The organism is Streptomyces toxytricini (assembly GCF_014649915.1).
Taxonomy (GTDB): Bacteria; Actinomycetota; Actinomycetes; order Streptomycetales; family Streptomycetaceae; genus Streptomyces; species Streptomyces toxytricini.
In genome coordinates, this window is sequence record NZ_BMTY01000004.1 from 168760 (window position 1) to 190341 (window position 21582).

17 protein-coding genes are annotated in these 21582 nt (G+C 75.7%); 7 read left to right on the top strand and 10 right to left on the bottom strand.

The genetic code is table 11. The annotated features are described in order from the left end of the window. Positions 1 to 54 precede the first annotated feature (54 nt). The 6 genes from IE170_RS06700 (at position 55) to IE170_RS06725 (ending at position 6682) form a co-directional block, all read left to right on the top strand. The gene (locus tag IE170_RS06700) at positions 55 to 462 is read left to right on the top strand and encodes a single-stranded DNA-binding protein (RefSeq protein ID WP_189808355.1); all 408 of its coding nucleotides are present in this window, start codon (positions 55 to 57) and stop codon (positions 460 to 462) included. A gap of 332 nt (positions 463 to 794) precedes the next feature. Further along, positions 795 to 1856, top strand: coding sequence for a TQXA domain-containing protein (locus IE170_RS06705; RefSeq protein ID WP_223856054.1), 1062 nt, complete (start codon positions 795 to 797; stop codon positions 1854 to 1856). A 190-nt stretch (positions 1857 to 2046) separates the two neighbouring features. Further along, positions 2047 to 3651, top strand: coding sequence for a bifunctional phosphatase PAP2/diacylglycerol kinase family protein (locus tag IE170_RS06710; RefSeq protein WP_189808357.1), 1605 nt, complete (start codon positions 2047 to 2049; stop codon positions 3649 to 3651). A 171-nt stretch (positions 3652 to 3822) separates the two neighbouring features. Then, the gene (gene ettA / locus IE170_RS06715; RefSeq protein ID WP_189808358.1) at positions 3823 to 5487 is read left to right on the top strand and encodes an energy-dependent translational throttle protein EttA; all 1665 of its coding nucleotides are present in this window, start codon (positions 3823 to 3825) and stop codon (positions 5485 to 5487) included. An 8-nt stretch (positions 5488 to 5495) separates the two neighbouring features. Continuing rightward, positions 5496 to 5969, top strand: a complete 474-nt coding sequence (locus IE170_RS06720) for an acyl-CoA thioesterase (RefSeq protein ID WP_189808359.1) — start codon at positions 5496 to 5498, stop codon at positions 5967 to 5969. Next, positions 5966 to 6682, top strand: a complete 717-nt coding sequence (locus tag IE170_RS06725) for a DUF8010 domain-containing protein (protein WP_189808360.1) — start codon at positions 5966 to 5968, stop codon at positions 6680 to 6682. Before IE170_RS06720 ends, IE170_RS06725 begins: the two co-directional genes overlap by 4 nt. Before the next feature lie 24 nt (positions 6683 to 6706). On the opposite strand, the gene IE170_RS06730 is transcribed toward IE170_RS06725, so the two are convergent. Beyond that, positions 6707 to 7111, bottom strand: a complete 405-nt coding sequence (locus IE170_RS06730; RefSeq protein ID WP_125546400.1) for a globin — start codon at positions 7109 to 7111, stop codon at positions 6707 to 6709. An 88-nt stretch (positions 7112 to 7199) separates the two neighbouring features. Between IE170_RS06730 and IE170_RS06735 the strand changes: the two genes are divergently transcribed. Then, the gene (locus IE170_RS06735) at positions 7200 to 8258 is read left to right on the top strand and encodes a methyltransferase domain-containing protein (protein ID WP_189808361.1); all 1059 of its coding nucleotides are present in this window, start codon (positions 7200 to 7202) and stop codon (positions 8256 to 8258) included. 26 nt (positions 8259 to 8284) lie between these two features. On the opposite strand, the gene IE170_RS06740 is transcribed toward IE170_RS06735, so the two are convergent. The 9 genes from IE170_RS06740 to IE170_RS06780 all read right to left on the bottom strand — a co-directional run bounded on the left by IE170_RS06740 (position 8285) and on the right by IE170_RS06780 (position 21539). Then, on the bottom strand, positions 8285 to 9271 hold the full coding sequence (locus tag IE170_RS06740; protein ID WP_189808362.1) for an FHA domain-containing protein: 987 nt from the start codon (positions 9269 to 9271) through the stop codon (positions 8285 to 8287). Between the two features lie 44 nt (positions 9272 to 9315). After that, entirely contained in the window at positions 9316 to 10641 is a 1326-nt protein-coding gene (locus IE170_RS06745; protein ID WP_189808363.1) for a vWA domain-containing protein, read from the bottom strand. 128 nt (positions 10642 to 10769) lie between these two features. Further along, entirely contained in the window at positions 10770 to 12362 is a 1593-nt protein-coding gene (locus tag IE170_RS06750; protein ID WP_189808364.1) for a PP2C family protein-serine/threonine phosphatase, read from the bottom strand. Between the two features lie 3 nt (positions 12363 to 12365). Further along, positions 12366 to 15194 carry a serine/threonine-protein kinase gene (locus IE170_RS06755; protein WP_189808365.1) on the bottom strand — a complete coding sequence of 943 codons (2829 nt, stop codon included), beginning with the start codon at positions 15192 to 15194 and terminating at the stop codon, positions 12366 to 12368. Beyond that, on the bottom strand, positions 15191 to 16450 hold the full coding sequence (locus tag IE170_RS06760) for a hypothetical protein (protein ID WP_189808366.1): 1260 nt from the start codon (positions 16448 to 16450) through the stop codon (positions 15191 to 15193). Before IE170_RS06760 ends, IE170_RS06755 begins: the two co-directional genes overlap by 4 nt. A 131-nt stretch (positions 16451 to 16581) precedes the next feature. Continuing rightward, positions 16582 to 17571: a glutamate ABC transporter substrate-binding protein gene (locus IE170_RS06765; protein WP_189808499.1), complete on the bottom strand. Its 990-nt coding sequence runs from the start codon at positions 17569 to 17571 to the stop codon at positions 16582 to 16584. A gap of 83 nt (positions 17572 to 17654) precedes the next feature. Further along, positions 17655 to 19052: a GlnX family signal transduction membrane protein gene (locus tag IE170_RS06770; RefSeq protein WP_373298951.1), complete on the bottom strand. Its 1398-nt coding sequence runs from the start codon at positions 19050 to 19052 to the stop codon at positions 17655 to 17657. 190 nt (positions 19053 to 19242) lie between these two features. Then, positions 19243 to 20277, bottom strand: a complete 1035-nt coding sequence (locus tag IE170_RS06775; protein ID WP_373298952.1) for an N-acetylglucosamine kinase — start codon at positions 20275 to 20277, stop codon at positions 19243 to 19245. Then, a complete protein-coding gene (locus tag IE170_RS06780) occupies positions 20268 to 21539 on the bottom strand; it encodes a 6-phospho-beta-glucosidase (protein ID WP_189808501.1) in 1272 nt (423 codons plus the stop codon). The genes IE170_RS06775 and IE170_RS06780 overlap by 10 nt, the downstream gene beginning before the upstream one ends. Between the last annotated feature and the right edge of the window lie 43 nt (positions 21540 to 21582).

The following is a 21582-nucleotide window of genomic DNA, read 5'->3' on the forward strand; positions in this document are numbered from 1 at the left end:
TGGTCGTGCCCGTGCGGAAAGGCCGCGCGGGCACGACGAGGGGAGGCGGCCGCCGTGAACGACACCCTGGTGACGCTCGTGGGTTGCGTGGCCACGCAGATCGACTACAAGGAAACCGCGAACGGGCCGTCCGCACGGTTCCGATTCGCCGTCACACCCAGGTATTTCGACCGTCGGAAAGACGCCTGGACGGACGGGACCACCAGCTTCTACACGGTGTGGGCCCGGCGCACGCTCGCAGTCAACCTGACCGGTTCCGTTTCGGTCGGGGAGCCGCTCGTCGTGCACGGCCGGCTGCGGGTGCGGGACGACCCGCCCGACGCGGAGGGCAACCGCTGGTTCTCGGCGGAGATCGACGCGACCGCCATCGGGCACGACCTCAACCGCGGCACCGCCGCGTTCCGCCGGATCACCAGGGCCGAACCGGCGCTGATGGCCTCTCAGAAGGCGGCGGTGGTCTGAGTGTTCGAGGAGGCTAGGATTCCCCGGTACTCACGGGCACCTGGGTCTTTGGCCCGAAGGGGAAGACTGTGTCGATTGGCGTTCCCGCATTCTCCGCTTCATATTCCGCTTCCGCTGCTGCGGCTGGTCCGCCGCCTGAACGGCTGCCTGCCGCGCCCCGCGCAGCGGCTCCGGCAGCGGGCCCCGCTGCCGCCCGCTCCCCGAGACCCGGCGGCGAAGCAGCCCCCGCGGCGGGGCGCGCCGCCGCGCGCCGCCCGCTGGCCGCCGCGCTGCTCGCCGCGGCCCTCACCGCGGCGCCCGGAGCCCGCGCGGCCGCCGACACCGGCTCCGGCATGCCCGCGCCCCGGACCCAGGAGGGCGCCGGCGCCGTCCTGGACGGACTCAAGACGTACGGACAGGCGGTCCTGCGCGCCCCCGACGGCTCGGTCCGGCAGATCCCGGCCGGGCTCTACGAGATGCGGGTCGACGGCGGCGGCACCCTCCAGACGTACGGGGTCGGGGTGGCCGGCCACGCCCAGCCCCGCACCCGCTACACCGAGAGCGCCTGGGGCGGCAGCCCCCTGGCCGGGAACGCCGAAGCGGGCCGCATCCGCTGGGTCCTGGAGCACTCCTACCCGCAGCTGAACGACCTCGCCGGACTCGCCAAGGCCGCCGGCGCCGCCGCGCTCACCGCGGAGAGCGCGGCGGCCGGCACCCAGGTGGCGATCTGGCGGCTCGCCGACGGCGCGAACGTCGAAGCGGCCGACCCGGCCGCCGAGAAGCTCGCCGACTACCTCCAGCGGTCCGCCGGCCGAATGCCCGAGCCGCCGGCCTCCCTCGGACTGGACCCGGGCAGCGTGACCGGCCCGGTCGGCAGCCGCATCGGCCCGGTCACGGTCCGCACGGGCGCCCAGAGCGTGTCCGTCACCCCCGACGCGGCGGCCGTCGCGATGGGCGTGCGCATCGTGGACGCCGAGGGCAAGCCGGTCACGGCCGCCGCCAACGGCAGCCGGCTGTACTTCGAGGTGCCCGTCGGCACCCCGGACGGGACCGCCTCCGTCACCGTGCAGGGCTCGACGAAGGTGCCGGTCGGGCGCGTCTTCACCAGCGGCCTGCCGACCCAGGCCCAGATCGTCGCCGGCTCCAGCGCCTCCGCCGTCACCGCGCAGGCCACGGCGCTCTGGCCGCAGGCCGTCGTCACCGAGGCCGGCGCCGCCGGCGACACGACCGTGCCCGCCGCGGCCGCGGCGGCCGGCTCCGCCGAACCCACCCCGGAGGAGGAGCGCCTGGCCACCAGCGGCAGCTCCGCCGCCACCCCGGTGATCGCCTCGCTGGCGGTGGGCCTGGTGGTCCTCGGCGGCCTGGTCGTCCTCCTGGCCCGCAAGCGGCCGCTGGAGGAGGAAGACGGGGCGTAGGGGCGCCCGGCCGACACGGCCGCACCCGACGGGTGCGGCCGCCGGGCGCGGCCGCCGGTTGGCGGGCCGGGCTCGGGGCCGCCGCAGGGGACAGCCGCCGGCCGTGGGTCCGCTGGACGGGGGCTGCGGGTCGGCGGACCGGTTCCCGGCGGGTGCGCCGGGGTAAGCGCGTGGGGTGGCGGATCACGAGATGACCTTGCAAGGGACCGCAGCGCGCTGGGACCGGGCGCTGTTCGACGCGGTGGCACGGCGCCACTGGCCGGGAGCGGAGCGGGTGCTGCCGCGCCTCGGGCGGGCCGCCAACCACGGGGTGCTGTGGGGAGCAACCGCCCTCGCGATCGCCGCGTTCGGCTCGGCGCCCGCCCGCAAGGCGGCGCTCCGGGCGAGCGCCTCCCTGGCGCTGGCCTCGGCGACGATCAACACCATCGGCAAGTGGTCCGTACGCCGGCCGCGGCCCCTGCTGGACGGGGTGCCTGCGGTGCGGCAGCTCTCCCGGCAGCCGCAGACGACGTCCTTCCCGTCCGGGCACTCGGCGTCCGCGTTCGCGTTCGCCACCGGGCTCGCGCTGCACGCGCCCGCCTTGGGCGCGGCGGTGGCCCCCGTCGCCGCGTCCGTGGCGTTCTCCCGGGTCTACACGGGGGTGCACTACCCGTCCGACGTGGCCGCCGGCGCGGCCCTCGGCGTGGCCGCGGGGTTCGCCGTCCGCCGCATCGCGCAGCGGCTGGAGGGCGCGCGGGCCGTCCCCGGCGACGAGCCGGATGCCGTCGACGCGCCCGCCCTGCCCGACGGGGAGGGGCTCGTGGTGGTCGTCAACGCAGGGTCCGGGTCCGCCGCCGCGGCGGGGCTCGACGTACTGCGGGACCGGCTGCCCAAGGCGGAGGTCGTCGAATGCGACGGCCCCGACCTGCGGCGCGAGCTGGATGCCGCTGCAGGCAGGGCCGCCGTACTCGGGGTGTGCGGGGGAGACGGCACGGTGAACGCCGCCGCCACCGCGGCCCTGCAGGCCGGCCTGCCGCTCGCCGTGTTCCCCGGCGGCACCCTCAACCACTTCGCGCTGGACCTCGGCCTGACCGGAGCCGAGGAGACCTGCCGGGCCATTGCGGAAGGCCGCGCCGTCAAGGTCGGCGTCGGCCGCTTCACCCCCGGCCCCGAGCCGGTCGAGCCGGTCGGACGGGACGAGCCGGCAGCCGCCGCCGATGCAGGCCCGGGGGCCGCGGGCGGGCCCCTTGCGGCCGTTGCCGCCGGCCTCGACCCGGTGGTGGCAGACGGCTACGACCCGGTCGCCGCTTCCGGCTCCGCAAGTCCCGGGTACTTCCTCAACACCTTCAGCATCGGCGCGTATCCGGAGCTGCTGCGGCACCGGCTGCACTGGGCGCCCCGCATCGGCGGGGGACCGGCCATGGTTCTGGCGGCCTGGCGCGTGCTGCGTACGCAGCGGCCCGTGCGGCTGCGGCTCGCAGGCCGGCCGCGGAACGTCTGGCTGCTGTTCGCGGGGAACGGCACCTACCACGGCACCGGCGCCGCCCCGCGGCGCCGCGACAGCCTCGCCGAGGCTCTGCTCGACGTGCGACTCGTACACGGCGGCGGCAGGCCCGGCCCGCGGCTCCTCGCCGCCGCGTTCGCCGGGCCGCTCTCCCGGTCCCCCGTCCACACCGCGACCCGCCTGGCGCACCTGCGCATCGACGACGTCCCGCCCGGCACCCCGCTGGCGTACGACGGCGAGTACGCCCGCGCGCCGCGGTCCCTGGTCGTCGACACCCTCCCGCACGCCCTGACCGTCTACCGCCACAGCTGACCGGCCGGCCCGGGCCTCTCGCCGCCGCCGTGCCGGTGCGGCTGCCGGGGGCCGGCGGGCCGTTGTTCCCGGGCCGGCCGGGGGCTCCGGGGCCACTGGTTTCCGCCTCGGGGTGGACGGCTGGCAAGATGGGGTGTATCTGCCCATCATCGATCTGCCGGACGGTTTCTCTTGGCTGAGTTCATCTACACCATGCGCAAGACGCGCAAGGCGCACGGCGACAAGGTGATTCTCGATGACGTCACCCTGAACTTCCTGCCCGGCGCGAAGATCGGTGTGGTCGGCCCGAACGGCGCCGGTAAGTCCACCGTTCTGAAGATCATGGCGGGCATCGAGCAGCCCTCCAACGGCGACGCCTTCCTGTCGCCCGGCTACTCCGTCGGCATCCTCATGCAGGAGCCCAAGCTCGACGAGAGCAAGACCGTCCTGCAGAACGTCGAGGACGGCGTCGCCGAGATCAAGGGCAAGCTCGACCGGTTCAACGCCATCGCCGAGGAGATGGCCACGAACTACACGGACGAGCTCATGGAGGAGATGGGCAAGCTCCAGGAGGACCTCGACCACGCCAACGCCTGGGACCTCGACGCCCAGCTGGAGCAGGCCATGGACGCGCTGGGCTGCCCGCCCGCCGACTGGCCGGTCAACAACCTCTCCGGTGGCGAGAAGCGCCGCGTCGCGCTCTGCAAGCTGCTGCTGGAGGCGCCCGACCTGCTGCTCCTCGACGAGCCCACCAACCACCTCGACGCCGAGTCCGTGAACTGGCTCGAGCAGCACCTCGCCCAGTACAAGGGCACCGTCGTGGCGATCACCCACGACCGGTACTTCCTCGACAACGTCGCCGAGTGGATCCTCGAGCTCGACCGCGGCCGCGCCCACCCCTACCAGGGCAACTACTCCACCTACCTGGAGAAGAAGGCCGAGCGCCTCAAGGTCGAGGGCAAGAAGGACGAGAAGCGCCAGAAGCGCCTCAAGGAAGAGCTGGAGTGGGTCCGCTCCAACGCCAAGGGCCGCCAGGCCAAGTCCAAGGCGCGCCTCGCCCGGTACGAGGAGATGGCCGCCGAGGCCGAGAAGATGCGGAAGCTGGACTTCGAGGAGATCCAGATCCCGCCGGGCCCGCGCCTGGGCTCGATCGTCGTCGAGATCAACAACCTCTCCAAGGCCTTCGGCGACAAGGTCCTCATCGACGACCTGTCCTTCACGCTGCCCCGCAACGGCATCGTCGGCATCATCGGCCCGAACGGCGCCGGCAAGACCACGCTGTTCAAGATGATCCAGGGCCTGGAGAAGCCTGACTCCGGCGAGATCAAGGTCGGCGAGACCGTCAAGATCTCCTACGTCGACCAGGGCCGCTCCAACATCGACCCCAAGAAGACGCTGTGGGCCGTCGTCTCCGACGAGCTGGACTACATCAACGTCGGCCAGGTCGAGATGCCGTCCCGCGCGTACGTCTCCGCGTTCGGCTTCAAGGGCCCGGACCAGCAGAAGCCGGCCGGCGTGCTCTCCGGCGGTGAGCGCAACCGCCTGAACCTGGCGCTCACCCTCAAGCAGGGCGGCAACCTGCTGCTCCTCGACGAGCCCACCAACGACCTCGACGTCGAGACCCTGTCGTCGCTGGAGAACGCGCTGCTGGACTTCCCCGGCTGCGCCGTGGTCGTCTCCCACGACCGCTGGTTCCTCGACCGGGTCGCGACGCACATCCTGGCGTACGAGGGCGACTCGAAGTGGTTCTGGTTCGAGGGCAACTTCGAGTCCTACGAGAAGAACAAGGTCGAGCGGCTCGGCCCGGACGCCACCCGTCCGCACCGCGCCACCTACAAGAAGCTCACGCGAGGCTGATACCGGCCATGGCCAGACACCACTACCGGTGCCCGCTGCGCTGGGCGGACATGGACGCCTTCGGGCACGTCAACAACGTCGTCTTCCTCCGCTACCTGGAGGAGGCGCGCATCGACTTCATGTTCCGCCTGGCGCCGGGCGAGGGCAGCGACTCGTTCACCGGCGGCTCCGTCGTCGCCCGGCACGAGATCGACTACAAGCTGCCCCTCGTGCACCGGCACGAGCCGGTGCTCATCGAGTCCTGGGTGACCCGCATCGGCGCCGCGTCCCTGACCATCCGCTACGAGGTCAAGGACGAGGCGACCGAGGACCGGCCCGAGACCGTGTACGTGCGCGCCGAGACCGTGGTGGTGCCCTACAACCTCGCCGAGGGGCGGCCGCGCCGCATCACGGACGAGGAGCGGTCCTTCCTGGAGGAGTACCTCGACGAGCCGGCGCCGAGGGACAAGGCGAAGGCATCCGAAGGGCGCCTCGCGGCATGACGGGCCGGCTGCGCTTCGCCGATCCCGGGGAGGCGGCGGACCTCGCCGCCTTCCTGGGCCGGCTGGTGCACTACGACCGCGCCGCCGCGGTCCGCCTCCAGGCGGGCGGCGGCGCGCTCGCCGTCTTCGGCCGGCCGCCGTCCTTCGACGTGCTGGCCGTGCGCACGGTCCGGCTCGCCGAACCGGTCGCCGCGGCCCTGGACGTCACCGTCTCCGCCGGCGAACTGCTCGAAGCGGTCGACGAGGACTCCGCGGGCGCCCTGGTGCCCGCCGCCGTCACCGGCCCGCCGTGGGCCGGAGTGCTGCCGCCCCGCGGCGGCTGGCGGCCCGTGCCCGGACTGCCCGGGCCCGAGGCCATGCGGGCCGCCGTGGCCCGCTCCGTCGCCGAGTTCCGGGCCCGCGACGAGGCCCTCCCCCCGCAGCACCGGACCCGGTCCGAGCGCGACCGCATCGGCCGCGACATCTGGTCCCGCACGCTCGGCGACACCGAACTCCCCCTGCGCGCCGTGCACGCCGCGCAGTCCCTGGGCTTCCTGCGCCCCGCCCGCGCCGCGGTCCCGGCCGCCCCCGTAGCGGGCGCCGCCGCGTCCGACGCGGTCGCGCTGCTGGCCTCCGGGGGCTGGCTGCGGCTGCGCACCCCGTACGGCTCCGTCGCGCTGCGCCGCCCCGGCGCCGCCGACGGGCTCGGCGCCCTCCAGTTCCGGCCCGTATAGGCCCCGGCCGGCTGCCGGCTCCCGTCAGTCCGCCGTGTTGACCATCGAGGCTGCCGCGTACGTCAGGTAGCGCCACAGCTGTGCCTCGTGCTCCGGGGCGAGGCCGAGCTCGTCCACCGCCACCCGCATGTGCGCCAGCCAGGCGTCGTGCGCCGCGGAGTCCACCCGGAACGGGGCGTGCCGCATGCGCAGCCGGGGGTGGCCGCGGTTCTCGCTGTACGTGGTGGGGCCGCCCCAGTACTGCATCAGGAAGAGCGCGAACCGCTCCTCCGCCGGCCCGAGGTCCTCCTCCGGGTACATCGGACGCAGCAGCGGGTCTTCCGCGACCCCCTGGTAGAAGCGCCGGACCAGACGGCGGAAGGTCTCTTCGCCGCCCACCTGCTCGTAAAAGGTCTGCTCCTGGACCGTGCCGCGCGGATTCTCATTCACCCGACCATCGTCTCAGACGCCCGGACGGAGGACGGAGGTCTTAGGACCAGCGCTCGCCTCCCGGGGCCGGGCGCAGCACAGTGGACCCATGGGCGCACCAGCACCACATTCCGGATACACCGGCCATTCAAGGCCCCGTACCCGCCGCGCGGCGCACGCCGTCGAGCAGGAGGGCGCGCGGGACCTGCGCGGGGCGGCGCACGCCGCGCAGGTGCGCGAACTGGCCGCGGCGGGGGTGCTGGACGACCCCGCCTGGCGGGCGGCCTTCGCGGCGGTGCCCCGGCACGTCTTCGTCCCCTGGTTCTTCACGGGCCGCGGCGCCGGGCACGAGCGGCTGTGGGGCGAGGACCCGGACCCGGCCCGCCGCGCCCGCTGGCTGCGCGGGGTGTACAAGGACGCCCCGCTCGCGACGCGGCTGCGCGACGGCGAACTCGTCTCCTCCAGCAGCCAGCCCTCGCTGATGGCCAAGATGCTCACCGCGCTGGACGTCCGGGACGGGGACCGCGTCCTGGAGATCGGGACGGGCTCCGGCTACAACGCGGCCCTGCTGTGCCACCGCCTCGGCGACCACCTGGTCACCACGGTCGACCTGGACGAGGAGATCACCGAGTCTGCGCGGGCGCACCTGGCCGCGCTCGGCCACCGGCCGACGGTCGTCACCGGGGACGGGGCGCGCGGGTGCCCGGCGCGGGCCCCGTACGACCGGATCCTCGTGACGTGCACGCTCCCGCGGATCCCGTACGCGTGGCTCGGCCAGTGCCGGCCCGGGGCGCGGATCCTCGCCCCCCTGTCGACGGGGCTGATCGCGCTGCGGGTGCGGGACGCGGACTTCGCGGAGGGCCGCTTCCTGCACACCCCCGCCTACTTCGTGCCGCTGCGCGGGGCGGTGGCGCGGGCCGCTGTGGAGACCCCGGGGCAGGGGATCCCGTACGAACTGGTGGAGAACGAGCGCTTCCAGTTCATGCTCGGGCTGACCGGGGGCGCCCTGCATCCGCGCGAGGCCCTGGACCTGTGGCGGGCGGAGGGGCGGCCGGCCCGGGAGCGCTTCGGGGTGACGGTTTGCGCCGACGGGCAGTGGGCGTGGCTCGACGACCCCCAGGGCCCCTACGTGTGGCCCCTGGGGGAGGAGGGGGACGCCGGCCGGTGAGCGCCGGCCCCGCCCGGGCGGGGCCGTCAGCCGCGGCGGATCGTGATCGTGGTCCAGGCGCCGACGTGGACGCGGTCGCCGTCGGAGAGCGGCACCGGGACGTAGGGCTGGATCGGGTCCTCGCCGCCGTTGATGGTGGTGCCGTTGGTGGAGTTCTGGTCCACGACCGCCCAGCTCAGGTCGGGCTGCTGGACGAGCACCGCGTGCTGGTGGGAGACGCCCGGGTCCTCCGGCGGCACCGACAGGTCGATATCGGGGGACTCCCCGGTGGAACCGCGGCGGCGGCCGATGGTGACCTGGCCGCCCGCAAGCGGAACGTGCTGCTCCGGGGAGTATGCGGGCAGGTTCAGCTGGGCCGCCTCCGGACCGCTGCGCTGCATCATCGCCAGGAAGTACGAGCGGTCGGGGGCGATCGTCACGGACCAGGAGCCGCCCCCTCGGGGCGGGAAGGGCTGCTGCGCCTGGGGCTGCTGGTGCGCCTGCTGCGGCTGGTGGGGGTGCTGCCGGTGCGGCTGGTACTCGTACGCGGGCTGCTGGTACTGCTGCTGCGGCACCTGCTGCTGCTCGTGCGACGGGGGCGGCAGCAGCCAGTCGTCCTCGCGGGACAGCGGCTCGGCCGGCCGGTTCACCCGGGACGGCCGGGAGCCCTGGTACTCGAACGGGTCCTGCGGGAAGGCCGCGGGGGACGGCGCCGGCGGCGGGGGAGGCGTCCGCATCCCGGTGCCCCCGGTGAGCCCCTGCTCCTGGCCGGCCGACGGCTGGTACGGGGTGGCCGAGCGGGTCAGGAAGTTGTACCGGCACTCCTCGCAGAAAGGCGCCATTGCCTCGCGCGGGGTCCGGCACTGCGGGCACAGCTCCGCCTGCGCGGTCGGCTCACCGGCGGTGGGGGGGTAGCCGTAGCCGTAGGAGGGTGAGGACGCGGACGACGCCCCCGCGGCGGCAGCCATGCGGTGGCCGCAGACCTCGCACCAGTCGTCGGAGGCGGACTGGTGCCCATTAGGGCAGGTCGGCATGGCGGCTCTTCCCCCTTCAGCCTGCCTCGTCGGGGCAGGTCCTCTCAGGTCTTCTTGACTCGGACGGTCTTGGTCGAACGCGTTTCGAGCGTCATCTCGTCGGCGTCCGCAACCTTCGCTTTCAGCCGCACAGTACCCGCCGCGGCATCGACGACATCCACCACCTTCGCCAGCAGGCGGGCCGTGTCCGCGTTCCCGGAGACGCTCGCGAGTTGCACCGCTCGCCCCAGCTTGGCCGTGGCACCATCGACATCGCCCAGTTTGCGGGCTTCCAGGCCCTGTTGGATAGCCTGCGCGAGCTCCGCCTGTCCCGTGTAGTGCGCGACCTGCGGATTGATGGCCGTGGAGGTGGCCGGATCGGCCGTCCACACCACCCGGACCAGACCCTGGCCGAGCACGGACGGCGGCCCGCCCGCCGCCCCCGGCAGGACGAGGGAGGCCCGGGCGGCCAGCATCTCCTGGCCGACGGCCGCCGGGGGGACGTGCACGCACACGTGGTACTCGCGGCTCTCGTCGCCCCAGGAGCCCGTCGGGTAGTCGCCGGTGCGCGGGCCGGCCTCGGTGCGCCGGCCGCTGAGGTCCTCGACGCTCGGGGAGACCTGCTTGACGTACCGGACCTCCGCGCCGACCGGGGTCCACAGGCGCAGGGCCACGTCGGCGACCTCCTTGCCCATGGCCTTCTCCATCATGAGCGTGAAGTCCTCGGTGAGGCGGGCGGGGTCGGCGACGATGTCGGCGGACCCGAGCAGCGCGCTCGCGACGCCCCTGACCTCCTTGACCTCCCAGTCGGTGCCCACGCCGCGGGCGTCGCAGGTGAAGCGGCCCGCGCAGGACTCCAGGACGGCCCGCAGGGCGGCCGGGTCCTCGTGCTCGTTGCGGCCGTCGGTGAGCAGGATGCCGTGCCGGATCGCCGCGGGGGACTGGCGCAGCAGGCCGTCGGCGAGGCGCAGCCAGGTGCCGATCGCGGTGCCGCCGGAGGGGGTGAGGCCGCCGAGGGCCTCCTTCGCGCGGGCCCGGGTGGCCCGGTCGGCGACGGCGAGGCGGCCCTGGCCGGGGTAGACCTCGCGGGCGATGTGGGTCCCGGCGATGACGGCGAACCAGGTGCCGTCCCGCAGGGTGTCGATCGCGGCGGCGGTGGCCTCGCGGGCGCCGCGCATCTTCTCCGGCGGGTAGTCCATGGACCCCGAGCAGTCGACCATGACGACGACCGCGGCCGGGCCGCGGGCCACGGAGGCGCGGGTGGCGGCAGCGCCGCCGGTGGAGGTGACCGTGAGGATGGCGTGCACCTCGCGCCCGCCCTCGGGGAGGAACTCGTTCTGGTAGACCTCCACGCTGAAGTGCGGGGCGCTCGGCTTGGCGAAGTTCGCCATGGGCGGGACTCCTCGGGTCCTGGGCAGGGGTGGGGAGGGGCTCACCTGTGCTGCTCGCGGAGGGACGGGCCGGCTCCGGGGAGCGGTGCGGCCGGCACGGCCGGTCCGGCGGACCCGGACCGGCCGGCTCAGGCCCGGGGGTGCGCTGCCGCTTCCGCTCGCGGGGAGGCGTCCGCGGCCGTGCCGTCCGCCGGCGGGGCCGCGAACGGCACCACGGCCACGGTGACGTTGTCGTGGCCGCCGCCGTCGAGGGCGTGCCCGACGAGGACCTGCGCGCCGTGCAGGGGCCGGACGGCCGCGTCCGCGGGCAGCACCCGGGCCATGTCGACGGCGGACTCGGCGTAGTTCCACAGCCCGTCGGTGCAGACCACGACGACGCCCGCATGGTCCGGCCGGAAGGTGGCCGTGTGCGGCTCCAACTCGTACGCGTCCGCCCCGAGCCAACCGGTGATGGCGTGCGCGCGGGCGTCCGCGTACGCCTCGGCCTCGCCCATCAGGCCGGCCGCGACCATCTGCGCCGCCCACGAGTCGTCCTCGGTCAGCCGCCGCGGAAGCGCCCCGCGGTCGTCCGGGACCCAGTAGGCGCGGCTGTCGCCGACCCAGCCGACGGTCAGCAGGCCGCCGCTGACGACGGCGCCGACCAGGGTGCACGCCGGGGCGTTCTGCGCGCCGGGGACCTCCGGGGCGAGGGCGGTCACGGCGTCCGCCGCGGCCAGGATCGCCCGGTGCATGGCCTCCTTCGGGTGGGTGCCGCGGGGGAGGGCCTCCAGCAGGGTCTCGTTCGCCGCGGCGGCCGCGGCGGCCGAGGCGTCGTCCGGCCGGCTGGCCGAGGACACACCGTCGCACACGATGGCGACGGTGGCGGTGGAGCCGTCGGCGAGGGCCGTGGCGGCCACCGCGAAGGAGTCCTCGTTGCGGTGGTGGCGCAGCCCGCGGTCGCTGACCGCGGCGACGCTGCCGAGCTCCTCCTCCACGTGGTCGCGCTCCCGCGGCTGGGCGTGGCCGCAGTGCTCGCAGTAGCCGTCGGTGTCGACCCGGCCGGCCCGGCAGGCGACGCACGTCTTCCTGCCCGCCGCCTCGTGTCCGGGCGGGGTGCTGCCGTACGGGGCTTCGGCCGCGGCCGCGGCCCACGGGGAGGCGCCGGGCGCGTCGGGACCGCCGTACGGCCGGTCGTGGCGGGTCTCGCCGCCGCCGTACGCGGGGTCCTGCGCGGCCGCCGGATCCGCCGGTCCGGAAGGCGCCGGGGCGGCGGGCTCCGGCGCGGGGGCGGGCGGGGCCGCGGGCCCGGGCTCCGGGGCGCAGGCCGGGTCGGCGAGGTGGTAGCCGTCGCCGGTCCACCCGGCCGGAGCGGAACCGGCCCCGGCGTCCTGCGCGGCCCCGCCGTCGCCCCACGCGGGGGACGGGGATGCCGGGACGCCGGAGGGCGCGGGCCCCGCCGCCGGCGGGGCCGGCGGGTCACAGGGGCCGGGGCCCGCCGCGTCCCACGGGGAGGCACCGCCCGCCGGCCACGGCGGGGCCGGAGGCCGGCCCGGCGACACGGCGGCGCGGGCCGCCGCCGGGGCGGGCGCCGGAGCCGGGACGGGCAGGGCCAGAGTCGGGTCGTCCGCCGGCAGGGGCGGCGGGAACGCGCAGACGGGGGAGCCGCAGTAACCGCAGAAACGGTCCCCCTCCTCCAGGGGCTCCGCGCAGCTGGGGCAGCCAGACGGCCGATGCATCGACATCAATCACACCCACGTCCGGGGACGGAAACGGTTGGCCCGCTCCACCAGTTCGATCCTGTCCTCACCGCGCTGCGCCAGCCGCGCGAGGACGCGGTACGAGCGCTCCAAGCCGAAGCGCAGGCCCCGCTCGTCCAGTTGACTGCCGAGCAGCGTGGTCCGGCCGGGGTCCGTCCCCCGGCTACCCGACAGTACCCAGTCCAGGGCCGAGCCCAGAACCTCCACCGACAGCCGTTCCTGCCGCTCCGCGTCCAACCCGAGCCGCTCCAGCGCCTCCACCTGCGCCGCAGCCGCCACCAGATCCGGCAGCAGGCCCTCTCCGGGAGAGCGGTCGCGCAGACGTGCCCGTACCGCCGCCACCCGGGCGGCGGTGTAGTGGATGGAGGACTCCGGGACGGACTCCAGGGTGCGCACCGCCGCCTCGCGGTCCCCGGCGGCCAGTTGGACGCGGGCAAGCCCGAACGCGGCGCTCACGAAACCCGGGTCGGTGGCCCACACGAGCCGGTAGTACTCGGCCGCGTTGTCCAACTGCCCCAGGACCTCGGCGCACAGACCCAGCGCCAGCTTCGGCGCGGGCTCGCCGGGGAAGGCGTCGTAGACCGCGTCGAAGGACAGGGCGGCGACCGCGTCCTCCCCGCCGGCCAGCGAGACGACGCCGCGGGCCCACACCACCCGCCAGTCGTCCGGATGTGCGGCCTCCAGCTCGGCCAGGGCGGCGCCCGCGGCGGCGGTCCGGCCCAGCTCCAACCGGGCGCGCAGCGCCCGCAGGCGCAGCTCGACCGAGTCCGACGGCGCCGCGGCCAGGGCGGCCGGCAGGTCGGCCGGGGCGGAGGCCAGCAGTCCGGCGAGGAACCCGGCGTTGGGGTCGCCCGGATCGACGAGCGGCAGCGGCAGGGCCAGCGCCATCTCACGGGCGTCCGCGACGGCCCGCCGGACGGCCGCCGGCCCGGCCGCCGGCCCGGCGGCCGGACCGTCGGCCGCGGCCTCCGGACGGGATACGGCCGCGCCTTCGGCCGCCGCCGACGGGTCACGGCGGGGCGCCGGGACGGCGCTCGCCCGGTGGGTCGCCTCGACTCCGAGGGGCGCCGCGGCCGGGACCGCGGCGGCGGGAGCCGCGGGGCCTCCGCCTGCCGGTGCCGTTGCCAACGCGGTGACGGCCGGCGTTCCTTCCGCCGCGGCGGGCCGCGTACCGCGGCCGGCGAGGCCGATCAGGCGGCCGAGGAGCGCGCCGTGGCCGGGCACCGGCCGCGCCCCCAGCCGGGACACCTCCGCATCCGTGGCGTCCGCGAACAGGCGCGTGTCCGGGACCCGCAGCTCCGGTCCGAACAGCGTCGACAACTGCGGCCGCGGGCGGCCCGTCTGCAGGGCGACGACCTCCCGCAGCACACCCGTCAACTGGTCCGCCATCTCCTGAGCGGACGAGAACCGCCGCCCCGGATCCGGATCCGTCGCCCGCACGAGGAGCCGGTAGAACGACTCGTACCGCCGGAACACCTCGATGTGCTCCGGGTCCGGCAGCGAATCCGCGAACACGGTCGTATAGCCCTGGAAGTCGAAGGTCAGGACCGCCAGTGTCCGCGCCACCGTGTACAGGTCGGAGGCGACCGACGGGCCCGCCTCCGCGACCTCCGGCGCCTGGTAGCCGACCGTGCCGTATATCGCCGACTCGGCGTCGTCCATCCGGCGCACCGCGCCCATGTCGATCAGCTTCAGCTGGTCCTGCTGCTGGATCGCGTTGTCGACCTTGAAGTCGCAGTAGAGCAGGTTCCTGCTGTGCAGGTGACCGAGCGCCTCCAGCGCCTCGATCCCGTACGCGCAGGCCTGCTCCACCGGGAGCGGGTCGCGGCGCCCGTCCGGCCGGCGCCGCCCGTTCGCGATCTCCTTCAGCGACTTGCCGCCGACGTACTCCATGACGATGTACCCGTCCAGCGAGCCGGTCCGCTGGTCCAGGTGCTCCACGAAGTTGTAGATCCGCACGATGTTGGAGTGCTCGATCTCCGCGAGGAACCGGCGCTCCGATATGGCCGCCGCCATCGCGTCTTGGTCGCCGGTGTCCAGCAGGCCCTTGAGGACCACCCACCGGTTGGAGACGGCCCGGTCGACCGCCAGGTACACCCAGCCCAGGCCGCCGTGCGCCAGGCAGCCCGCGACCTCGTACTGGCCGTGCACGACGTCGCCCGGGCGCAGCTTCGGCACGAAGGAGTACGGGTGCCCGCACTTGGTGCAGAACCCCTCCGTCCGGCCCTTCCGGTCGCCGCGGGCCCGGCCCACCGGGGCCCCGCAGTCGGCGCGCGAGCAGAACCGCTTGCGCTCCGGCACCTCCGGGTTCTGCAGGACGGCCGCCGACGGGTCCGGGCGCGGCACCTCGGGAACGCTGACCAGCCCGGCCCCGAGCCGGCTGCGGCCCGACGAGCCGGCCGACGAGCCCGAACTGCGCACCGACACCGAACGGTCCGACGCCACACCGGCCAGCCGGCCGGACACCGAGCGCCGCGACGACGACGAGCGCGACGAGCGGGAGGAGCGCGCGGACGCCGAGCCGGCGGAGCGCGCCGAGGTCGAACCGGACCGGCCGGAGCCCCGCGAACCCTGCGGGCCGGGGTGCCGGGCCGGGCTTGTCATGCCCGTCGGCGGCGACACCAGCTCCGCGGCACCCCCTGGAGCGGCAGCTCCCGGCGCGGCGCCTCCCGGCCCCGCGGCACCCGGCGCCGGAACACCCGGCTCCGTGGCGGCGGGAGCCAGCCCGCACGTCCCGCAGTACAACCCGCCGCCGCCCATGTCCTCGTACGCCCCCGGGCAGCCGGGGCGGGCGCACGCGGTCCCGACCTGGCTCATGCGTCCTCCCCTCCCGGCCCCACGGGCCCGTCCTGCTGCGGGGCCAGCGCCTCCGCTGCCGCCTGCTGGTAGCGCAGCACCGCCTGCTCGGCGGCCCGCAGGTCGCACGGCGCGCTCCACAGCATCCGCCGCGCCGTGTCGTACCGCTCTACCAGCACCACGTCCTCCGCGAGGCCGTGCCGGGCGACCTTCGCCCGATAGGCGTCCAGCCGGCCGCGCAGCTCGGCGCGCACGGCCAGCGGAGCCGTCACCGCGGTCAACGACTCGCGGGCCCGGCAGAGTTCCTCCTCGGCCCGTTCCTCCAGCGCGTCCAGCAGCGGCGACAGCCGGTGCCAGCGCGCGGTGCGCCGGTATTCGGCGGCCAGCGCCAGCTGCTCCTGCAGCGCGGTCGGCGGACCGCTCACCGCGGGCACCTCCGACGCCGCGATCTTCGCCAGCACCTCGGTGCGCGCGGCCCGGGCCTCCGCCAGGGTCCGGTCGGCCCGGGAGAGGACGTCCCGCAGGGCGACCAGCCGCTGCTCGGCGTCCTGCCGGACGGCCAGCACCGCCTCGACCTCCCGGCGTACGTCCTCCAGCGCGAGCGCGGCCCGGTCGTAGCGGCCGGTGTCGGGGCGGCCTCCGCCCGGCGCGGAGCTCCCCGCGGCCGACTGCCAGAACGCCAGCGGATCGGCGATGACCTGCTCGCGCAGATCCGCCAGCTCCGCGGTGATCGCCTCCAGGTCGTCGCCCGCGGGGTGCTCGCCGGGGCGGACGCCCACCGAGTGGGCCAGCGACCGGGTGCGACGCAGCTCCGCCGCCAGCAGGTCGATCCGGGCGGGCAGCGCCGACCACACCGCGTCGGCGGCGACCACCACGTCCAGGGAGCCCGCGTACAGCTCGTTCATCCGGGCCACCAGCTCCGCCAGCGAGAACCGCTCGGCCAGGCCCGCTCCCCCGGCCGCGGCGCCGGCGATGTGCACGCCGGGCCCGCGCAGCCGCTCCGTCAGGTCGACCAGGTCGTCCCGGCTGAGCCAGCGCCGCCGCTCCCGGATGGCGCGGGCCGCGGCCAGCGCCCCGCTGTAGGCGTCGAAGTACGTCCACAGCCGGCTGATGGCGGCGTCTGCGGCGGCCCAGCGCTCCTTGGTCACCCCGGCCAGGCCGGCGCCCTCCAGCAGGCGCCGCCCGGCGTGGTCCTGGAGCGCGAGCAGGGAGGTCTCGACAGCCTCGTGCTCCGCCCCGAGCCGGGCCAGCGCACGGTCGACGTCGTCCCGGTCCATCAACGCCGACTGCGCCTCCAACGACCGTGCCTCCACCGGCCCCGCCTCCGCTCCTGCGCCGTCCCGCCGGGGATCCCCGGCGTCCGGCTCCGATTCTTCCCCGCCGGGGCGGCCTACCCCTGCCACCGCCGTCAGTCCCGGTACTTGGGGGCGGGCGGCCCGGCCACGCCGGGCAGCACGGGCCCCAGGTGGCGGGCGTAGGCCTGCATCCACGGGCTGCCGCCGCCTCCGGCGCGGTAGTCCTCCAGCACCTTGTTGACGCGGCGCACCAGGTCCGGGGCGCCCTTGTGCATCGCCACCCCGTAGAACTCCTTGGTGAACGGCGACCCCACGAGCCGCACCGAGGGGTCCTGCGCGGCCTGCCCGGCGGCGAGCGCGTTGTCGGTGATGATGCCGTCCACCTCGCCGAGCTGGAGCCGGACCAGGCAGTCCAGCTGGTTCGGGACGCTGACCGGGACCGCCCCGTACGCCTGTGCCTTCAGGGCGGTCTCCGCCGTCGAGCCGGCCGCCGTGCAGATCCGGCGGTCCTTCAGCGAGGCGTCGTACCCGGTGATCGGGGAGCCCTTCGGCGCGAGCACCTGCTGCCCGGCCTCGAAGTACGCCGTCGAGAAGGCGACGTCCTCCAACCGCTTGCAGTTGATCGTCATGGTGCGCACGACGACGTCCACCCGGCCCTCCTGGAGGGCGGGGATGCGCTGGTTCGTCGGGATGGCCCGGTAGATGACCGCGTTCTCGTCGCCCAGGATGTCCTTGGCTATCGCCCGCACCAGGGCTATGTCGAAGCCGTCGAGGCGGCCGTCGACCGGGTTGCGGTACCCCCACGCGAAACTGTTCTGGTCCACGCCGGCGACGAGCTTGCCCGCCTTGCGGATCCGCTCGATCGTCGGGCCGTCGCCCGCGGACGGGCGCAGGCTGGCCTCCGGGTCCGGGCAGGTGTCGGTCAGCGTCCACGGCGCCTGCGGGACGGCCGCGACGGAGCCCGGCGGGCGGACCGCGGCCGCAGGGCCGTCCTCCGGGGCCGCCTGCGCCAGCGGCAGCAGCACGGCCGCGGTCAGCGCGCAGGCCGCGGCCATCGCGCTGACCCCGCCCCACCCGCGCAGCCGCCGGGCGAGCCGGCGCATCCGCGGCGGCCGGGTCCGCCCGCCCGCCGGGCCGCCGCCGCGGGGGGCTTCGTCCTCGCGCCTCACGCCTGTCCGCATCGCTGTCACCTGTACTCCGAAAGCCGGCGCCCGATGCCGAGGAGCACCGCCGCAGCGCCGGCGACCGCCAGGGCCGCCGAACCCGTCACCAACCCGCCGAACGCGCCCAGCCCGGACCGGGCGGCCCGCGTGAACTCCGCCTGCTCGTGAGCCAGAGCCCGCTCCAGGGAGGCGTCGACCGTGTCGAACGACGCCCCGCTGCTGTCCTTGTGGTCCCTGTCCCCGATGACCTGCGGCAGGGCCGCCTGGTAGTCGCCCCGCAGGTCCGTCTCCCGGGCCGCGGCGTGCCGCTGCTTCCACTGCCGGACGCCGTCCGCGGCGCTCGCGACCGGCTCGCGGCCCTTGTCGTCGTCGGCGAGGCGCAGCGCCTTCTCCAAGCCCGCGTCGAGGTCCTTCATGTTGGCCGCGAAGTCCACGTCGTACTTGTCGGACTTCTTGTCGGCGGCGAGGACGGCACCGCGCGCGATCAGCGTCAGGTTCTCGTTGGCGCGGGCCTGGAGCGCGGCGATCCGCGCGTCGGTCAGCACCTTGAGCGACTCCTGCCCCTCCGTCCGCGCCTCGGCCAGGGACGAGCGCGCCACGGCGTGCCCCACGGCCAGCCACAGCAGCGCCACCAGGGTGGCGGCCGTCGCCGCGACGAGGCCGCGGTTGAAGACCCGGTTCGTCCGCCGGTAGTTGCGGTGCTGGGCCCACCCCAGCGCGGCCAGGGCGAGGATCCCGGCGCCGAGCGAGGCCAGCGGCAGCGAGCGGGCGTTGTCGTAGTCCGCGTACAGCCGGCCCGTCTCCGCCTCGTACAGCCGCTGCGCGGCCGGCAGCAGCTGGGTGCTCATCTGCTCGTTGGCGTACCGCAGGTAGGCGCCGCCCAGCGGCAGGCCCTGCCGGTTGTTGGCGCGGGCCTGCTCGATCAGGCCGGTGTAGCGGGGCAGCTGCTCCCCGAGGAGGGTTATCTGCCGGCGGGACTCGGCGTCCTCCCCGGCGTTCGCCGCGGCGCTGACGAGCAGCCGGGAGGCGCCCGCCATGTCCTTCTCGTACCGCTGCCGCACCTCGCGCGGCTCGTCCGCGCCGGCGAGGAACCCGCTCGACGAGGCCGTGTCGGCGTCCGCGAGGGAGCGGTAGATGCTCGCCGCGTCCGCACTGAGCGGCTGGCTGCGGCCCACCACGTCCTCGGCGGAGCCGACCCGGCCGGCGACCTCCCACACCGTCACCGCCCCGAACAGCAGGACGATTCCGGCGACGAGCGCGCCGATGATCCGCAGCCGGCCCGGCTCGGTGGTCGCTGCGGCGCGCAGCCGCTCGACCCCCTCGGCCCAGGCGGTGCCGGGCCCGGGAGGACCGGCGGGCGGCCCTGCGGCCGGGCCGCCGGCGCCGCCGGCCGGCGCGGGCGCGCGTGTTGTGATGGCCACCGTGACCTCCCCCTCGGTCCTCCATGCTCCGCAGCAGTATGGCCGGAGCGGCGGCCGGCCACAGCACCCGGTGTCCGATCCCGGACGGTCCCCTCCCCGTGCCCGGGCGGCGCCGCCCCCGCCACGCCTTCACCGTGAATACGTCCGCGCCACCGACACGGTTCCAGACGCGGGCCCTTCCCGGGCGGGTTCACCCGAAATGGGCACGCAGCTCTGCCCTCGCGGCCACCGGCGCACCTGCCGCGTCCAGCCCGAGCAGCGCCGCACCGAGCACCGGCGGCGCCTCCACCACGCGGACCGGGGCCAGCGGCGCCCGCTCCGCCAGCCCGGCCGCGATCCGGGCGTCGAGCCGCCGGTGCCCGGCCGTGAGCACACCGCCGCCGAGCAGCACCGGCGCCCGCGCCCCCAGCAGGTCCAGCCGGGCCAGCGCCACCGCCGCCATCGCGACGACCTCGTCCGCCTGCCGGTCGACGAGCGCGGCTGCAACGGGATCGCCCTCCTCCGCGCTCTCGAACAGGACGGGTACGAGCTCGTGGAGCCGCCGCCGCGGCAGCTCCCCCAGGTGCAGCGCCTCGACCAGGGCCGCCACCGACTCCAGGGCGAAGTGCCGCGGCAGGGCCCGCGACAGCCCGGTCGGCCCGCCGCGGCCGTCCTCGGCCCGCGCCGCCCACCACAGGGCCTCCTGCGCCAGGTGCACGCCGCCGCCCCAGTCCCCGGAGATCCTGCCGATCGCCGGGAAGCGGGCCGTTCGCCCGTCGGGCAACATGCCCGCGCAGTTGATGCCGGCACCGCACACCACCGCGACCCCGGCCGGGGCGTCCGAGTCGGCCAGCCCGGCCCGCAGGACCGCGAAGGTGTCGTTGCGTACGAGCACCCGGTCGGCCGCGGCCCAGCCGCGGACGGCGATCGCCCGCGCGAACCGCTCCTCCTCCACGGGGAAGTCCGCGTTCGCCAGGCAGGCCGAGACGCGGTCCGCGTACGGGGGCCCGCCGCTCAGCCCGGCCTCGGCGGCGGCCGCGGCGACGGCCCGCTCCAGCTCGTCCACCGCCGCGTCCGTCCCCGTCCGCTGCGGCTGGAACCCGCCGGAGCGGCCCCGGCCGAGGACGCGGCCGTCGGCGGCGACCAGGGCGGCGTCGGTCTTGCTGTTCCCCGCGTCGACCGCGAGGACGGCCGCCGCCGCGGCCCCGACCCGGGCGGCGGCGCCCGCGGGCCGGCTCACGCCCACGGCAGGTACTCCCTGTTGTGCGCGAGCAGCCGGTCCGCGAGCCCTTCCGCCCGGTCGAACTGGCCGATCAGGGGGTGTGCCAGCAGCGCCCGGAACACCCGGTCGCGCCCGCCGCGCAGCGCCGCCTCCAGCGCCAGCTCCTCGTACGCGGCCACGTGTCCCACCAGCCCCGCGTACAGCGGGTCCAGCCGCGGCACCGGGAGCGGCACCGGGCCCGATCCGTCGACCCGTGCCTGCACCTCGACGACCGCGTCGTCGGGGAGGAAGGGCAGGGTCCCGCGGTTGCGGGCGTTGACGACCTGCACCGATCCGCGGCCCGCCCCGGTGCCGAGCAGCGCCGACGCCAGGTCCACGGCCGCCTCCGAGTAGAAGGCCCCGCCCCGCGAGGCCAGCAGCGCCGGCTTCTCGTCGAGGGCCGGATCGGCGTACAGGGTGAGCAGTTCCTGCTCCATGGCGGCCACCTCGGCGGCCCGCGAGGGCTTGGCGCCGAGTTCCCGGACCGCTTCGTCGTGTGCGTAGAAGTAGCGCAGGTAGTAGGAGGGGACGGTGCCGAGCCGGTCCAGGACCTGCCGCGGCAGCCGCAGCTCCGCGGCGATGCGGTCCGCGTGGCCGGCGAGCAGGCCGGGCAGCAGGTCCTCGCCGTCCGGGCCGCCCTTGCGGACGCCGAGCTCCCAGGTGAGGTGGTTGAGCCCGACGTGGTCGAGGTGCAGGTCCGCCGGCTCCATGCCGAGGATCGCGGCGAACTTCCGCTGGAGCCCGATGGCGACGTTGCACAGCCCGACGGCCTTGTGCCCGGCGTCCAGCAGGGCGCGCGTGACGATCCCGACCGGGTTGGTGAAGTCGATGATCCAGGCCCCGGGGCTGGTGCGGCGGACCCGCTCGGCGATGTCCAGGACCACCGGGACCGTGCGCAGCGCCTTCGCGAGGCCGCCTGCGCCGGTGGTCTCCTGGCCGAGGCAGCCGCACTCCAGCGGCCACGTCTCGTCGCGGAGCCGGGCCGCCTGGCCGCCGACGCGCAGCTGGAGCAGGACCGCGTCCGCGCCGTCGACGCCCGCGTCGAGGTCGGCGGTGGTGGTGATCCGGCCGGGGTGGCCCTGCCGCGCGAAGATCCTGCGGGCCAGGCCGCCGACGAGTTCCAGGCGGTCGGCGGCGGGGTCGACCAGCACCAGCTCGGCGATCGGGAGGGTGTCGCGCAGCCGCGCGAAGCCGTCGATCAGCTCGGGCGTGTAGGTGGACCCGCCGCCCACCACTGCCAGTTTCAAGGTCACGGTCGCCAGCCTTTCACTCCGGTGGAGGGGTACGGGG

Coding starts and splice junctions, on each gene's coding strand:
- IE170_RS06705 (WP_223856054.1), top strand. CDS start 795: ATGCCCGCGCCCCGGACCCAGGAGGGCGCCGGCGCCGTCCTGGACGGA.
- IE170_RS06710 (WP_189808357.1), top strand. CDS start 2,047: ATGACCTTGCAAGGGACCGCAGCGCGCTGGGACCGGGCGCTGTTCGAC.
- IE170_RS06720 (WP_189808359.1), top strand. CDS start 5,496: ATGGCCAGACACCACTACCGGTGCCCGCTGCGCTGGGCGGACATGGAC.
- IE170_RS06725 (WP_189808360.1), top strand. CDS start 5,966: ATGACGGGCCGGCTGCGCTTCGCCGATCCCGGGGAGGCGGCGGACCTC.
- IE170_RS06735 (WP_189808361.1), top strand. CDS start 7,200: ATGGGCGCACCAGCACCACATTCCGGATACACCGGCCATTCAAGGCCC.
- IE170_RS06740 (WP_189808362.1), bottom strand. CDS start 9,271: ATGCCGACCTGCCCTAATGGGCACCAGTCCGCCTCCGACGACTGGTGC.
- IE170_RS06745 (WP_189808363.1), bottom strand. CDS start 10,641: ATGGCGAACTTCGCCAAGCCGAGCGCCCCGCACTTCAGCGTGGAGGTC.
- IE170_RS06750 (WP_189808364.1), bottom strand. CDS start 12,362: ATGTCGATGCATCGGCCGTCTGGCTGCCCCAGCTGCGCGGAGCCCCTG.
- IE170_RS06755 (WP_189808365.1), bottom strand. CDS start 15,194: ATGAGCCAGGTCGGGACCGCGTGCGCCCGCCCCGGCTGCCCGGGGGCG.
- IE170_RS06760 (WP_189808366.1), bottom strand. CDS start 16,450: ATGGACCGGGACGACGTCGACCGTGCGCTGGCCCGGCTCGGGGCGGAG.
- IE170_RS06765 (WP_189808499.1), bottom strand. CDS start 17,571: ATGCGCCGGCTCGCCCGGCGGCTGCGCGGGTGGGGCGGGGTCAGCGCG.